We start from the raw sequence: 14,560 nt of genomic DNA on the forward strand, positions 1-14,560 counted from the left end.
GGGTGACAACATGACTTTACAGTTACAGCATGTCACGAAGAAGTACAAGGATTTTACGGCTGTAGATGGATTGAATTTTACAATTGAAAAAGGTGAAATCTTTGGTTTGATTGGCCAAAATGGTGCGGGGAAAACAACTACATTCCGTATGATTTTAGATTTACAGGAGACAACGGCAGGTACAATTACATGGAATGGTCAGCCAGTTAATGCGATTAACAGAGACGTCCTAGGATATTTACCTGAGGAACGTGGTATTTTCCCGACGATGAAAGTAGAGGAGCAGTTGTACTTTTTTGGTGAGCTACGTGGGATGAAAAAAGCCGAGCTGAAAAAGGAAATTGATTTTTGGATTCAACGTTTTGAGCTGGAAGAAAAACGAAAAGATAAGGCTGAAACACTATCAAAGGGGAACCAGCAAAAAGTACAGCTTATCGCCAGCTTTATCCATAAACCTGAATTTTTAATTTTGGATGAACCGTTTAGTGGATTGGATCCGGTTAATAAGGACTTACTGAAGGATGCCATTCTACTTTTAAAGGAACAGGGTACAACAATTTTGTTCTCTAGTCACCAAATGGATAATGTGGAGGAACTTTGTGATCACTTATGCCTATTAAAAAGAGGTGTTTCATTATTTTCTGGTAGTCTACTAGATTTAAAGAAACAATATGGCAAAACAAAACTGGCAGTACGGACAGATTGGTCAACAACACAGCTATTGGCGTTAGAAGGCGTCAAGGATGTACGTGTTGAGAAGGAACAAACAGTTTTAACATTAGTGGATGAAAGCTTTGCCCAAAGTATTTTTGAGCAGCTTTCCAATGGGAAGTATATTGAAAAATTCAGCCTGGATTATTTATCATTAGATGAAATCTTTAAAGATAAGGTAGGTGGCAATGTTGTCGAAGTTTAATTTATTGATGAAACAATTATATAAATCAAAAATAAAATCAAAATCCTTTATTTTAATGACATGTTTATATGTACTTGTAATGTCTGTAGCTGTTTTCTGGTCCGAAATTAAAGAGCTATTTACAGGTGATGATGAAGCACAGCAAATTGCCATTATTAATGAGACATCTGCTGATTTAAGTGGTATCTTTGTTTCCAATGGGGATATGGCTTTTATCCAAGATGAAAAGGATAGACCGACACTTGAAAAAAAAGTGAAGGACGGCAAACTAGATGCCATTGTGACGATTAACGATCAAGGTGGTCAGCTACAAGCAGAAATTGCTACGTTTACACCCCTGAAATTAAACGATCAATCGTCATTGTCATCCTTATTACAATATGCTGGTCAGCACTATGCCGTACAGCAATTATCGCTTTCACCTGAACAGGCAGCACAAATTATGGCCGCTCAAACTACGATTTCCACTAAAAACTTAAATGAGGAATCAACGGGTGGAAAAAGTGAAGAAGAAAAGCAATCAGGTTTAGTTGTTTCCTATGCAGTTGGAATTTTAATTTATTTCTTTATTTCTACATTCCTATCTATGATTACGACTGAAATTGCCTCTGAAAAGGGCTCAAGAGCAATGGAAATGCTTTTAGTAAGTGTCAAACCAACTACTCATTTTAAAGCAAAAATTGCAGGTGTATTACTGCTTGCTTTAACGCAGATGGGCATTCTTGCAGCAGTATTCCTGATTTATGCTAAGCTCGTAAAAGGCGGTATCGTTTGGGATGCGGCTGCTAGCATTGTCAAAGAATTGTCTGTTGGCTATGTTATCTATGCCATTGTATTCCTATTGCTAACGGTTGTCCTGTATCTTATCATTGGCGCATTATTTGGCTCATTAGTATCGAAAGTAGAAGAAGCAGGTCAGGTATTAATGCCTGCCATGATTATTACGATTATCGGCTTCTATGTGATGCTAACAGGGATGGGTAATCCAGATACAATCATCATTAAAATATTCTCGTATATTCCATTAACATCAGGAATGATCATGCCTATGAGGATAGGTGCTACAGATATCGGAGGGTTAGTTCCATTACTATCTTTAGGTATTTTAATCGCAACGATTATAGTCGTGTACCTATTTAGCTTATCGTTCTATAAACGTAGTGTACTGACATATAGCTCAGGCGGGGTCATTCAAAAAATTAAAACAGTTTTAAAGGTTACCACTTAAATGATAAGCAGCTACACGATGATGTAGCTGCTTTTTGGTTGTTTCATGCCAACGTTAGAAAACAATGTAAAGGAATTTGCGTAATCAGTCGAATTTTGTTTAGAAAGAAGCTATAATTTAATAAAGAGCTTGAAATTGGTTTTGTCTTTCTATCGGAAATGAAACCTTTTTCCAAAGTAATCGTAAGTAAATTGTAGAGATAAATTGCAGGGGGTAAAACGTATGTCTGAATTCAACAATGATCTTTTAAAATCCAAGGACCCATTCGCTACTGAAAATCCTTTATTACAACCTAATCCGCTTATGCAACAAGAGCCTGAACAAAAGCCAGTACTTGTATCTGAGCAAGAGCTTTCACAAATTGCGCAAAACCAGCTTATGTTAAAGAAAGATCCAGAGGTTCATGCACTTGCTAAACGAATTGATGTTAAAGATCAAATTGCCATGCTAGAGCTTGGGAAAGAAACAGCAAGTGGCATTTCTACTTTTTCTGATAAAATGCTGGCTACTATGAAGTCCAGCAAACTAGAAGAATCGAGTGTCCTTTTAAATAATCTCAATAAAATTATGGATAAATTTGATCCTCAAGATTTCTCGGAGGAGAAAAAAGGTGGCTTTATTTCCAAGCTCTTTAATAAAGGAAAAGAGCAATTGGAAAAGTTTCTATCTAAATATGACAGCATGAATAAGGAAGTAGATGTCATTTACCGCGAAATTCAAAAATATGAAGGTGAAATGAAGCGAAATACAATTGACCTTGAAAATCTATACGATCAAAATTTAAATTACTTCCAATCTTTAAGTAAGTTTGTCGCTGCGATTGAAGTAAAGATAGAAGATGTTCGTTCAACATTACCGGCCCTTGAACAAAAGGCTCAGACGGGCGATCAATTAGCGGCAATGGAATATGAAACAATGCTACGTGCAGTGGAATTATTAGAGCAACGTCGCTATGATTTAGAAATGGCGCAGCAAGTATCATTCCAATCTGCACCTCAAATACGTTTAATGCAGCAAGGTAATAACCATTTAATTGCGAAGATTAACTCAGCCTTTGTGACGACAATCCCTATTTTCAAACAAGGTTTAATTCATGCCGTTACTTTAAAGCGCCAAAAGCTGATTTCCGATTCTATGATTGAGCTAGATCGCCGTACGAATGAAATGCTTGTGCGCAATGCTGAAAACATTAGTAAAAACAGCGTTAATATAGCACGAGCAGCAGGTAGCCCGAGCATAAAAATTGAAACAATTGAAACAACATGGCAAACGATTATGTCTGGTATTCAAGAAACGAAGCAAATTCAAGCTGAAACAGCGAGAAGTCGTGAAGAAGGTCGAAAACGTATTGAACGTTTGCAATTAGAATATGAAAAATTGAAAAAAATGTAATAATCGAAGCTTCTTGTAGAAATTTCTGCAAGAAGCTTTATTTATTTTGTTTGCGTTAAATGTTCTTTGACAAAAAGGAAAATACTGATTATGATAAAATTAAATGAGAATGATTATCAAATGAAAAAGGAAGCGAACAGATGTTATACAAAGCAATACGATTACATGAAATCATTCGTGGAGGAGTGAAATGATGACCAATAAAATAAAATCCTCTACATTGTCGTATGAGCCTTTTGAAGATGGAACGCTTGCTCTTAACGCAGCTGAAACTTTAATGCTTATTCCACAAAGCCGTTATTTAGAGTTATTGCATAAGGAAAAAGTGTACAGTGCGAGGCATACAGATTTAGATCATAAGCAAAATGGTATAGAACAAGAACGAAAGACATTAAAAAAACAAAATGCAGCACTTACAGAGGACTTGCAAAAATCTAAGCAGCAAAACATAGTCCTGCAAAAAAAAGTAACGGAATATAATTGCGTGGTAGAGGAAATGCAGGTGCTCCGACAACAAAATACGGAGCTATTAATTGAACTGAGTAAATATACGTCCTTGTCGAGAGAGTCATTAACGGGACCTCTTAAGTCGATGATTCGAAATATGCGAGAGCAAGGGGTTGGTATAAAGGAAATCCATATACGCATCAAACGCCAAATCAATCCAGATATTAGCTATAGTACAGTGCGTAAATATATCTCCGAGCTAGAATCAGAGCAGAAGGATGGACGGTGATCTAAGGAGTCTAGAAATTTGGCATTTACAGCTGCCACACAAAGCTCTATAATGAGTCTATTCTTTAACTAGTTTAATATTATGTGAGGTCGCAATTGATTTCACTATGAGTAGGGAGCGTTAGTGGCAATGTCAAATGAGAAAAAAGGGGTTTTGGCGGCATTTTTTGCCTATGCCTTTTGGGGTGCCTTTCCTCTCTATTGGAAACTGCTTGAACATGTACCAAGCATGGAGATTTTATTATCCCGAGTGATTTGGTCGTTTGTCTTTACTGTACTGGCTGTCATCGTATTTCGAATGCGTAAAGACCTTATCGCGGACTTAAAATATTTATGGTCACATCAAAAGCATTTCTGGCAGCTTGCGGGTGCCTCCTTCGTCATTTCAATGAACTGGTACTTGTATATTTGGGCAGTAACCCATAACCATTTAATTGAGACAAGCTTAGGCTATTATATTAATCCGCTCATATCTGTTATTTTTGGAGTAATTTTCTTTAAAGAATCGTTGAGTCGCGCACAATGGGTAGCGACAGGAATTGCCTTTATGGCTGTTATTATTTTAACGATCAATTATGGCTCTGTACCATGGGTAGCACTATTGATTGCGCTATCTTTTGCGATATACGGCGTATTGAAAAAGAAAATTACACTGGATGCGACGAGAGGATTAGCTATTGAAACATTATTAATCCTACCATTTGCTTTAGGCTATTATGTGTATCTATTTACAACCCATCAAGCTTCGTTTTTACATGTTGATGTAAAAACAGATATTTTGATGATTTTCAGTGGTTTAGTAACAGCTGTACCACTCATCCTATTTGCAAAAGGTGCACAAAATATTCCATTGTATTTATTGGGCTTTATTCAATATGTTTCACCAACTATTGTATTGATTTTAGGTATCGTACTGTATAAAGAGCCATTTAGTCAGATAGAGCTTTTAGCATTTAGCATCATTTGGGGAGCATTATTACTATTCTCAGGTTCCAAGATTATAGAAACAAGAAAAGCTCATCATAAATCAGTAGACTTGTAGAATATTCTACAAGTCTTTTTTTATTCAATGGACTACATGGAGAGCGTACCTTTACAATTTAGTCAACATATAGTAAGATGATGTCAATAATTAGATAACAATGATAAAAATTGAGAGGTGCTTTTTGTGAGTGCGGTAGGTTCTAACTAGGTAAAAATTAAATGAAATAAATGATATGGCGACAGGGGGATATATGTCATGAACAGACCCCTTATTTGCTCATGGATTTATTTCAAAACCTATGTAGATGCCTACAATACTTTATCAAGCGGTGCATATATGGATGAAACTTCTGAAAATGAGGTTTTATTTGTAGTGCTATGAACACTCGCCTTTTGAAGATAGAGCTGTGGGGATTCCTCACAGCTTTTTTTAGTTTATTTAACACTTCATTGCTATCTAATATTGGGTAGGTATCTTCATGAATGATAAATATCAGAATGAGGAGCATATACAAATGAATTTTACTACGCTAGAGAAGTTACAATACCAAGAATTAAAAGATATCGTTAAATCCTATTGTGTAAGTGGATTGGGCAAACAGTTATTAGATAAATTAATGCCAAGCTCAAACTTAGCAGTTGTAAAAACTCGCTTGAATGAAACAACTGAGGCACGGGTAATCGTAGATGCGGAGGGTCATGTCCCATTTCTAGGCGTATCCAATATTGAGCATATCATGACCAAACTGGCAAAAGGGATGATCTTGGACCCCAGTGAGCTCATCAGCATGTCAGACTTTTTACGAGGCTGTCGTAACATTAAAAAATTCATGTTGGATAAGGAATTTTTTGCGCCAGTTCTTTCATCTTACGCGAATTCGATGGCTGAATTTAAAAGTGTGGAAGAAGAAATTAATTTTGCTATAAAAGCTAATCGCGTTGATTCAGCTGCTAGTCGAGAATTGAAGCGGATTCGTCATCATATCGAAACGACAGAGGAAAAAATAAAAGACCGCTTAACAAAATTCTTGAACAACAGTGCCAATAAAACGTATATACAAGAGTTCTTTATTAGTCAAAAGGATGAACGCTATACGATTCCAATTAAGGCTTCCTATAAAAACCATGTACAAGGTACGATAGTGGAAATCTCCTCAAAGGGTGCAACTGTTTTTATGGAGCCAAGTGTGGTCGCTAAATTAAATGGAGAATTAGCTACTTTAAAGGCTGAAGAGGCGGTGGAGGAGTATCAGATTTTAGCATCTTTATCGGGGCTTTTAATGGATCATCTTCACGCCCTCCATATTAATATGGAGTTGATTAGCCAATATGATATGGTTTTTGCTAAAGCAAAATTTAGTAAACAAATTGGTGGTATGGAGCCACGCCTCAATGATTATGGCTTCATCCAAGTAATCAATGGTAGACATCCTTTATTATCAGGGAATGCTGTGCCACTTCAATTTAGGATTGGAAAAGATTATAGGAGTCTAATTATTACTGGACCAAACGCAGGCGGGAAAACGGTCGTGTTGAAAACAATTGGCTTATTAACATTGGCGACAATGTCCGGCTTTCATATCGTGGCAGATGAGGGCACTGAATTGGCTATATTCGATCATATCTTTGTCGATATAGGTGACAATCAAAGTATGGAAAATGCGCTAAGTACGTTTTCATCACATATGAAAAATCTCTCCGACATTATGAGAGCATCCAATAACCATACACTATTATTATTTGATGAGATCGGCAGTGGTACTGAGCCGAATGAAGGTGCGGCACTGGCTATTGCGATTTTGGAAGAGTTCTATCAAATGGGCTGTATGACAGTAGCGACAACACATTACGGAGAAATTAAACGATTTTCAGAGATGCATCCAGACTTTATGAATGCGGCTATGCGATTTAATAGTGAAACATTAGAGCCTTTGTATCAGTTGATGATTGGCACGTCTGGAGAGAGTAATGCTCTTTGGATTTCTAAAAAAATGAATGTCCGTGCAGAGGTTTTGCAACGAGCACAGGATTATATGAATAATAAGGATTATCAGCTGACTCGGGTGCAGGATAGTAAAATTCGTAAGCCGAAAGTAGAGAAAGCTGGCAGGGCAGCAATCGTTAAATTTGCCAAAGGGGACCGTGTGAAATTATTGGATCATGATGATGTCGGGCTTGTTTATCAAGAGATGAATCAGTTCTATAATGTCACTGTGTACTATAAGGGTCAAATGCTAGAGGTTCATGTGAAACGACTTGCATTAGAGCTACCGGCAACCGAATTATACCCTGAAGGCTATGATCTTGAGACCTTATTTGTCGACTATCAAGAACGTAAGCTTCAGCATGATATTGAGCGGGGGTCCAAAAAAGCATTACGCAAAATTCATAAGCAAATAAAAGAAGATCAGCAAAAGTAAAAACAAGGGATTGCACGAAGCGGTGCAATCCCTTTCATATTAAGAAGTAGAATCAATTTGTGCCTTAATCGTCATATAGACTTCTTCGATTTTGCGTTTATAAGGTAAGTCAACTAAATCTAGTGAATCGTTGTATGCCATTTTTGCGATGTCATAGGCGGTTGTCAGTTCCCCAAAATGTGCATAGCAAAGGGCCTTATAGGAAAAGCATTCATTTAAACCTAAAATATCATATGGATGGCTGATAAAATTAGGTGCTTTTTGAAAATGCTCAAATACAGCCCTAGCCTCCTCATAACGACCGAGTAAATATAAGGACTTTCCTTTTTCCGCATAATAATAGTTTGAATCCAAAATTTCTAAATCCTCATGCTTGAGCTCATTAAAGCTCTCAATTTCTATTAACGCCTGCTCATAATTAAACATGTAATTATTATAATAATGTGCCCGTAAAATATAGATGAAAGCATCTACTAGTGCGCGTTCGGCAAATGCCCGATATTGCTCCAGCTTCATAAACATATGCTCAGCTTGTTCAAAGTCATGGTCAATCATCGCGCAATAAGCACCGATACGATACATATCATCGATTTGATAAAACAGTTGGTTTTTATGAGCATTCGTAATGGTTTCGTTTATTAATTTTTTCCCTTCTTCATGTTCTCCGATGGCAAGCTGTAAAATGCTTGTATAATAAGCCATTAATAAAGCATCACGAGAATCAAACTGATAATCCTCTTGTTCAATCATTTCTTGCGCCTGTAAAATACAGGCATAGGCCAAGTCATATTGACGTTTTTCCGCCAATACGTTCATTTGCAGGATGAAAGTTTTGAACCAATGGCTAAGTAAATTAATTTCCTTAAAGATAGTGCGGGCTTGCAGGAGGGATGTTTCCCATGAAGCTAATCCTACTTCATACTGCGTGACAGCATATATATACAATAAACGGCCTGCTTCGTAGCTGTCAGGAAGGCCCTCTACTGATGGTTTTATCAAATCAACAATTTCTTGATGACGAACTATATCTCCCCATTTTACCTCTGCAAATAAAATTTCGACCTGCTCTAAAAGTGAACGAATGGATGAAGGTGTTACTTCTTCGAGTAATTCACTAGCCTTGACACCTAACCGTTCAGCAATATAGTCAAGGCTTTCCATAGAGGGCTTGGCCTTTTCATTTTCTATTTGACTCAGCATTCCTTTTGTTAGACGATCACCGGCAAGCGCCTCTAATGTTAATTTTTTTTCTTTCCTTAATTTACGAATTCGTGCACCTAGAGAGTTCACTGCCTCGCCTCCTTTTGTTTAATTATATTAAACTTTTTCTTGCATGAAAAGGGGGAGCTGTGGTATATTTTGTTTAATAAAATTAAACTTTTTAATTTAGTTAAAAAATGGAGGGGTTTTAAGATGAATGAAGCGGAAAAATTAAAAAAGGCGACCTATCATTTATGGACATTTACAGCGAGTAAAATGATTGCCATGCTAGGGGCAAATGTCATGGCGTTTGGTTTTAGCTTGTATATATTAGCCATGACAGGGTCTGCCATGAGCTTTGCGACCAATATGATTTGTTCTGTGTTACCTCGTGCTCTCGTAGCACCATTGGCTGGTTATGTAGCGGATAATTTTTCAAAAAAACGAACAATTTTATTAGCGCAGGCAGGGACCATTTTGACCGTAGGGGGATTACTGATTTATACAGAAACGGTAGGGATGTCTGTTTATGCTATTTACATAGCTACTGTTTTTAATACGATATGTTCAGCATTTTCAGGGGTTACGTTTTCATCTGCAATTGCTACACTTGTTAATCCAGAACGTTTACAGCGCGCGATGTCATTTAATCAATTATCGATGTCCGTGGCTGCCATTGGGGGACCCGTCATTGGTGGTATGATGTATGGATTTTTCAATATTGACGTATTTTTAATGGTAAATATCGGAGCGTATATCATAGCGTTTTGCTTAGAGGCAACAATGGATTTTAAACTCTATAGTACAAGAGGAGAAGATGTAAAGAAGGAAAAAGTATGGGAAGGGCTTAAAGGCGGCTTCTATTATATAAAACAGCGTAAGGTCATAAAAACAATCATGTGGGTGGCATTATGGATTAATCTATTCTTTTCCGCTATCGCTGTTGGCGGAACATTTATTATCATTGAATTGCTAAAAGTAGAATCAACGCATTTTGGTTTTATTCAGGCATCAGGTGCAGCGGGTATGCTTATCGCTTCCCTTTATTTTGCGACAAGACCAGAAGTCAAAGCGCCATTACGTTTCTCAAAAATAAGCTTATTGCTGTTGGCAGGTAGTCTTGCCTTAGCCGTCATTCCATTAGTCACGAATTTTTCCTATATCGCAATTGTTAGTTTTTATCTAATCATTTACTTTATTTTCGCCATTTTCGAAATGGGTATTAATATGCCAATAGGGGTCTATATGCAAAAAAACATCTCGGAAGAATTCCGTGGCCGCGTTTTCGGACTGATGGAAACAATGGCAATGTCCATGATGCCTATTGGTATGGTTGTGTATGGAGTATTATACGATGCTATACCAGCCATGATCATATTGCCTGTTACAAGCGTCATTATCATTATCATTTCACTTGTGATGCTACGTACTTCTATCTTAAAAGAAGCACATCCGGAGTATTATGAAAAAGAAGTCATCACAAAAAGTGTGCCTCATTCAACAACATAATTGCATGCTTATGACTGTAGACAAAAGCTATCGTGACGTCACGATAGCTTTTGCTGTTTTCTTTTTATAAGAGTACTGCAACCGCCAGAAGTAGCAGATCTCAACAGCTTTCCTGTTTTTATGAGCTTAGCGATCCTCGATGACGATATAGGTGGCTTGAACGGGGCCATGTACACCAACAATTAGGATCATTTCGATATCTGCCGAGTTACTAGGACCTGTAATAAAGTTAATACAAGAAGGAATTTTTTCTCCATTTTTGATTTTTTCACGAATCCACTGTGCTGCTTGTGTCATACGTGGAACCATTGTACTTTTCGGGATCAAAATAATTGATTGTTTAGGTAAGAAGCTAATACTTCTTCCTTGATCTTTACTGCTAAAAAGGATAGCCGTCCCTGACTCAGCTAGCGTCATTTCGCTAATGGTCAAACCGATATTTGCTTTTTCAGCCTGTTGAATATTTTCCTCTGGTTGCTGTGAATTCCATTCATAATATTGAATATTAGACTGTGGCCATTTTTCTGTCATTAATTTAGATAGTCCGTAATCTTGAAATCGTTCATCCTTAGAAGTAATGACGGATTGTCCGCCATAATGGTCCACCACAGATTGTAGATCTTGAGAAAGCTTCGCACAATTAGAAATCACGATATTCGTATGAATATTGGCGCATTGTTTCGTGAAAATCTCTAGTAATTCGTCTCTTGTGGCATCTTTTAATGTACGGTTTTGAGGTTGATGCTGCCAAGTGGGGCGGGGGAGCGTTGTAATAGGTGAACGCCCTAACTGCTGTGCAATGTTTGCTAAAAAATTCTCTCGATGCTGAATGGTACCAGTCATGATTCCTCATCTCCTTTTGTTCGATGCTTCATCCAATCTCGGAAACTGTTTTTATTCGGTGCAGGGAAATCCCGTGCTTCAGTCCATGCTTTTAAAGGACCTAGCCCTTTAGTAATCGTATGGTCTTTCGTAAATGGAGACATTGCAGGAGCGGCCATTTTTGTAGCCATTTTATACAAAGTAGGGGAAGAAGCCCCTAAGCCAAATGCCTTCATTAATAGCTTTTCGGAAACGGGTGCTTTGCCTTCATTTTCAACAATGACCTGACGATGTCTATGAATAAGCTGATGTAAAGGAATTTTTACAGGGCAAGCATCCGTACAGGCACCACATAGCGTTGAAGCATAGGGGAGCTCTTTAAAATCATCATAGCCTCCTAATAACGGAGAGAGCACCACACCAACAGGGCCCGAATAGATAGAGCCATACGTATGCCCACCGACATGACGATAAACAGGGCAAGCGTTGACACAGGCGGCACAGCGAATGCATTGTAAGATAGGCTGAAATTCGCCACCAAGTATGGCAGAGCGACCATTATCCACTATGACTAAATGGAATTCCTCAGGTCCATCTGAATCACCCTCTTCTTTAATTCCTGTAAGCGTAGTAATATAGCTTGTTAGCTTTTGACCTACAGCACTACGTGTTAATAAGCTAACAAGAACTTCCATTTCTTCAAAGGTAGGAACAATTCTTTCCATTCCCATAACAGTGACTTGAGTTTTTGGTAGAGCCGTAACTAAATCAGCATTACCTTCATTGGTGACTAGAGTAATCGATCCACTTTCAGCAATGGCAAAATTACAGCCTGTTATACCGATATCAGCAGTTAAATATTCATCGCGTAGTTTATCACGCACATAAAGAGCAAGCTCCTCCGGCTTTTCCGATTGAGCGTAACCTTGTTTTTCTTTAAACACATCTCGAATTTGCTCTTTGTTTTTATGCAGAGCAGGAGCCACAATATGGGATGGAGGCTCGTGATCTGCAACCTGCAAAATGTATTCACCTAAGTCCGTTTCTATCACTTCACAGCCTAGTTCCTCTAAAGCAGCATTAAGGTTAATTTCCTCGGTTACCATCGATTTTGACTTAACAATTTTAGCGGCATTTTTCTTTTTCACAATACCTTGAATATAGGCTGTCGCTTCTTGAGCAGTTTGAGCAAAGAAAACATGGCCACCTCTTTTGGCAAAATTTTCACTTAATTGGTGTAGATAATAATCTAGGTTTTCTAAAACATGTTTACGTATTTCCTCTCCATGTGAACGCCATTCTTCCCAATCTCCAAGTTCTAGAGTTTGCTGTAGACGACGAGTTTGAAAGCGGTCCTGAGCATTAGAAACAGCACTCCGCATAAATGGATTGTCAAGCTCTTTTGTGACACGGTCCGAAAAGCGATCATTACTAGTTTTCATGGCCATTAATGTTTCCCCCTCTTATCGACAATTTAAAACCTCTGCAATATGCATCACTTTAATCGGTTTACCTTGGCGATGAATACGACCACCAATATTGATTAAACAGCCAGCATCTGCTCCAATTAAATAGTCCGCCCCTGTCTCCTCTACATGGTGGACCTTTTCATGAACCATTTCGCTAGAAATATTGCCCATTTTGACAGAGAATGTGCCACCAAACCCGCAGCACCTATCTTTTCCGTGAAGCTCCACATACTGTAAACCATCGACGTTTTGTAATAACTTCAATGGAGCCTCAGTCACACCGAGGAGGCGAGTCATATGGCAGGAAGTATGGTAAGTAGCTTTGCCCTCTAAATGTGCTCCAACATCCTCTATCTTTAATACGTTGACAATAAATTCAGTAAACTCATATGTTTTGGCTGCCAATGCCTTTGCTTTTGATTCCCATAGAGGATCCCCCTTAAAAACCTCTGGATATTCCTTAAACATATAAGCACAAGAACCAGAGGGGGAGACGACGTATTCGGCATGCTCGAAGGCACCGATCATTCTTTTCATCGCATTTTTTGATTCTTTCACATAGCCACTGTTATAAGCGGGCTGTCCACAGCATATTTGTTCCTCAGGAAAATCAATTTCACAGCCAAGTCTTTCTAATACTTCCACTACGGCTTTCCCTACATCTCCCTGAAACAAATCCACTAGGCAAGTAGCAAAGAGAGTTACTTTCATATGCATCGCTCCTTTTTATAAACAACAGGTCATCAGATGACTTATAGCTATATGAATCATACTACAAATTTTTCTAAGAAAGAAGATGTTTTGATAGAATTTTCAGAAATAATAAAACAACCTAGTCGAGAGCTAGGCTGTTTTAAAGTGGATGAGAGTCGGTTGTTTCAAAATACTGCAATAGAACCTTTTCAACATTGCTTAAATGAAAGGTCATCGCCTGCTTAGCCAATTCTTCATTTTGCTGCTGAATAGCAAGGAAGATATTCATATGTTCCTCATATAGTTGCTCGCTTGTTGTTTTTTTAGAGTACAACCAAATGCGGCGTGTTTCTTTCATCGTATCAATCATCAGGCCAGAAATTTGATCTAGAATGGTAGCAAGTAGGGGATTTTGGGAGGCAGTCGCTATCGCCACATGAAATTGATAATCCACCTTTTCACCAAGTTCACCATCTCCATGGGCTTGCTTCATGTCCTCTAAAATTTGAACCATTGCTTGAATATCCTGTTCCGTACGGTTGATGGCTGCACTTGCGGCTGCTCCTACTTCAATGATCTTGCGCACCTCTAATAAACGGGCAATATCAAGTTTATTCGATAACATGGCTGTAGATAATGGAAAATCCAGTCTATTTGGAGGCACACTTTTGACAAAAGTCCCAGAGCCTTGTTTGATTTCAATCAATCCCATTGCCTTTAAAGCAGACAGCGCCTCTCGCACAGCAGATCGGCTAACTTGTAATTGTTCAGCAAGCTGTTCCACCGAGTCTAGTCGATCACCTGGCTTTAAAACACCCGCTCTTATTTTCTCATGCAAAATTTCGGACACTTCTTCATAGATTTTTTTAGGTTTAATTTTTCTTAATTCCAAGGAGCTACACCTCTTTTTTTCAATCAAATGCACGTTTGTTATGAATAGTATACATGAAGATTAGTGAATCACTCACTAATTAACCATATATGGTCTATAAAAAATGGGTGTAGAGCTGATTTAAATGAGATTTGCCAACCTATTTGATGTTGTAGAATAATGGCGAATTTTGTTGACAGAAAATCAACAGGGGCGCATAATGCAGAAGTAGCTTATTAGGTGTTCTACATGTATGGGAAGGACTTTTCAGAAATCTCATCATTTTGCCATGAAACGTTCACAATCAGGAAGGGCGCAATT

General features: G+C 38.1%; 13 protein-coding genes. 8 read left to right on the top strand and 5 right to left on the bottom strand.

What is annotated here, in order from left to right:
• Nucleotides 1-10 precede the first annotated feature (10 nt).
• The 7 genes from MKY80_RS08335 (at nucleotide 11) to MKY80_RS08365 (ending at nucleotide 7,675) form a co-directional block, all read left to right on the top strand.
• Complete coding sequence (locus MKY80_RS08335) at nucleotides 11-916, top strand: ABC transporter ATP-binding protein (protein WP_008175611.1); 906 nt, start codon at nucleotides 11-13, stop codon at nucleotides 914-916.
• A gap of 7 nt (nucleotides 917-923) precedes the next feature.
• Nucleotides 924-2,144 carry an ABC transporter permease gene (locus MKY80_RS08340; RefSeq protein ID WP_241652851.1) on the top strand — a complete coding sequence of 407 codons (1,221 nt, stop codon included), beginning with the start codon at nucleotides 924-926 and terminating at the stop codon, nucleotides 2,142-2,144.
• A gap of 222 nt (nucleotides 2,145-2,366) precedes the next feature.
• On the top strand, nucleotides 2,367-3,536 hold the full coding sequence (locus MKY80_RS08345) for a toxic anion resistance protein (RefSeq protein ID WP_036125048.1): 1,170 nt from the start codon (nucleotides 2,367-2,369) through the stop codon (nucleotides 3,534-3,536).
• A gap of 190 nt (nucleotides 3,537-3,726) precedes the next feature.
• The gene (locus MKY80_RS08350; protein ID WP_008175615.1) at nucleotides 3,727-4,272 is read left to right on the top strand and encodes a hypothetical protein; all 546 of its coding nucleotides are present in this window, start codon (nucleotides 3,727-3,729) and stop codon (nucleotides 4,270-4,272) included.
• Between the two features lie 129 nt (nucleotides 4,273-4,401).
• Nucleotides 4,402-5,313, top strand: coding sequence for an EamA family transporter RarD (gene rarD / locus MKY80_RS08355; RefSeq protein WP_036125050.1), 912 nt, complete (start codon nucleotides 4,402-4,404; stop codon nucleotides 5,311-5,313).
• A 198-nt stretch (nucleotides 5,314-5,511) separates the two neighbouring features.
• A complete protein-coding gene (locus MKY80_RS08360) occupies nucleotides 5,512-5,637 on the top strand; it encodes a hypothetical protein (protein ID WP_258954905.1) in 126 nt (41 codons plus the stop codon).
• A gap of 133 nt (nucleotides 5,638-5,770) precedes the next feature.
• Nucleotides 5,771-7,675: an endonuclease MutS2 gene (locus MKY80_RS08365; RefSeq protein WP_342532531.1), complete on the top strand. Its 1,905-nt coding sequence runs from the start codon at nucleotides 5,771-5,773 to the stop codon at nucleotides 7,673-7,675.
• 39 nt (nucleotides 7,676-7,714) lie between these two features.
• Here MKY80_RS08365 and MKY80_RS08370 read toward each other — a convergent pair whose 3' ends face one another.
• Nucleotides 7,715-8,965 (bottom strand): helix-turn-helix transcriptional regulator, encoded by a 1,251-nt coding sequence (locus MKY80_RS08370; RefSeq protein WP_107921832.1) that lies wholly within the window; start codon nucleotides 8,963-8,965, stop codon nucleotides 7,715-7,717.
• 123 nt (nucleotides 8,966-9,088) lie between these two features.
• On the opposite strand from MKY80_RS08370, the gene MKY80_RS08375 reads away from it, so the two are divergent.
• Complete coding sequence (locus tag MKY80_RS08375; RefSeq protein ID WP_008175620.1) at nucleotides 9,089-10,384, top strand: MFS transporter; 1,296 nt, start codon at nucleotides 9,089-9,091, stop codon at nucleotides 10,382-10,384.
• Nucleotides 10,385-10,510: 126 nt separating this feature from the next.
• Here the strand turns inward: MKY80_RS08375 and MKY80_RS08380 are convergent, their stop codons facing one another.
• The 4 genes from MKY80_RS08380 to MKY80_RS08395 form a co-directional block, all read right to left on the bottom strand.
• Entirely contained in the window at nucleotides 10,511-11,227 is a 717-nt protein-coding gene (locus tag MKY80_RS08380) for a lactate utilization protein C (RefSeq protein ID WP_089984982.1), read from the bottom strand.
• Nucleotides 11,224-12,654: a LutB/LldF family L-lactate oxidation iron-sulfur protein gene (locus tag MKY80_RS08385; protein WP_090001819.1), complete on the bottom strand. Its 1,431-nt coding sequence runs from the start codon at nucleotides 12,652-12,654 to the stop codon at nucleotides 11,224-11,226. The genes MKY80_RS08380 and MKY80_RS08385 overlap by 4 nt, the downstream gene beginning before the upstream one ends.
• Nucleotides 12,655-12,669: 15 nt before the next feature.
• Complete coding sequence (locus MKY80_RS08390) at nucleotides 12,670-13,386, bottom strand: (Fe-S)-binding protein (RefSeq protein WP_096364120.1); 717 nt, start codon at nucleotides 13,384-13,386, stop codon at nucleotides 12,670-12,672.
• Nucleotides 13,387-13,528: 142 nt separating this feature from the next.
• Complete coding sequence (locus MKY80_RS08395; protein ID WP_090001824.1) at nucleotides 13,529-14,260, bottom strand: FadR/GntR family transcriptional regulator; 732 nt, start codon at nucleotides 14,258-14,260, stop codon at nucleotides 13,529-13,531.
• Between the last annotated feature and the right edge of the window lie 300 nt (nucleotides 14,261-14,560).

This window comes from Lysinibacillus sp. FSL R5-0849 (assembly GCF_038595075.1).
GTDB lineage: Bacteria > Bacillota > Bacilli > Bacillales_A > Planococcaceae > Lysinibacillus > Lysinibacillus fusiformis.

Coding starts and splice junctions, on each gene's coding strand:
- MKY80_RS08335 (WP_008175611.1), top strand. CDS start 11: ATGACTTTACAGTTACAGCATGTCACGAAGAAGTACAAGGATTTTACG.
- MKY80_RS08340 (WP_241652851.1), top strand. CDS start 924: ATGAAACAATTATATAAATCAAAAATAAAATCAAAATCCTTTATTTTA.
- MKY80_RS08345 (WP_036125048.1), top strand. CDS start 2,367: ATGTCTGAATTCAACAATGATCTTTTAAAATCCAAGGACCCATTCGCT.
- MKY80_RS08350 (WP_008175615.1), top strand. CDS start 3,727: ATGATGACCAATAAAATAAAATCCTCTACATTGTCGTATGAGCCTTTT.
- rarD (WP_036125050.1), top strand. CDS start 4,402: ATGTCAAATGAGAAAAAAGGGGTTTTGGCGGCATTTTTTGCCTATGCC.
- MKY80_RS08360 (WP_258954905.1), top strand. CDS start 5,512: ATGAACAGACCCCTTATTTGCTCATGGATTTATTTCAAAACCTATGTA.
- MKY80_RS08365 (WP_342532531.1), top strand. CDS start 5,771: ATGAATTTTACTACGCTAGAGAAGTTACAATACCAAGAATTAAAAGAT.
- MKY80_RS08375 (WP_008175620.1), top strand. CDS start 9,089: ATGAATGAAGCGGAAAAATTAAAAAAGGCGACCTATCATTTATGGACA.
- MKY80_RS08380 (WP_089984982.1), bottom strand. CDS start 11,227: ATGACTGGTACCATTCAGCATCGAGAGAATTTTTTAGCAAACATTGCA.
- MKY80_RS08385 (WP_090001819.1), bottom strand. CDS start 12,654: ATGGCCATGAAAACTAGTAATGATCGCTTTTCGGACCGTGTCACAAAA.
- MKY80_RS08390 (WP_096364120.1), bottom strand. CDS start 13,386: ATGAAAGTAACTCTCTTTGCTACTTGCCTAGTGGATTTGTTTCAGGGA.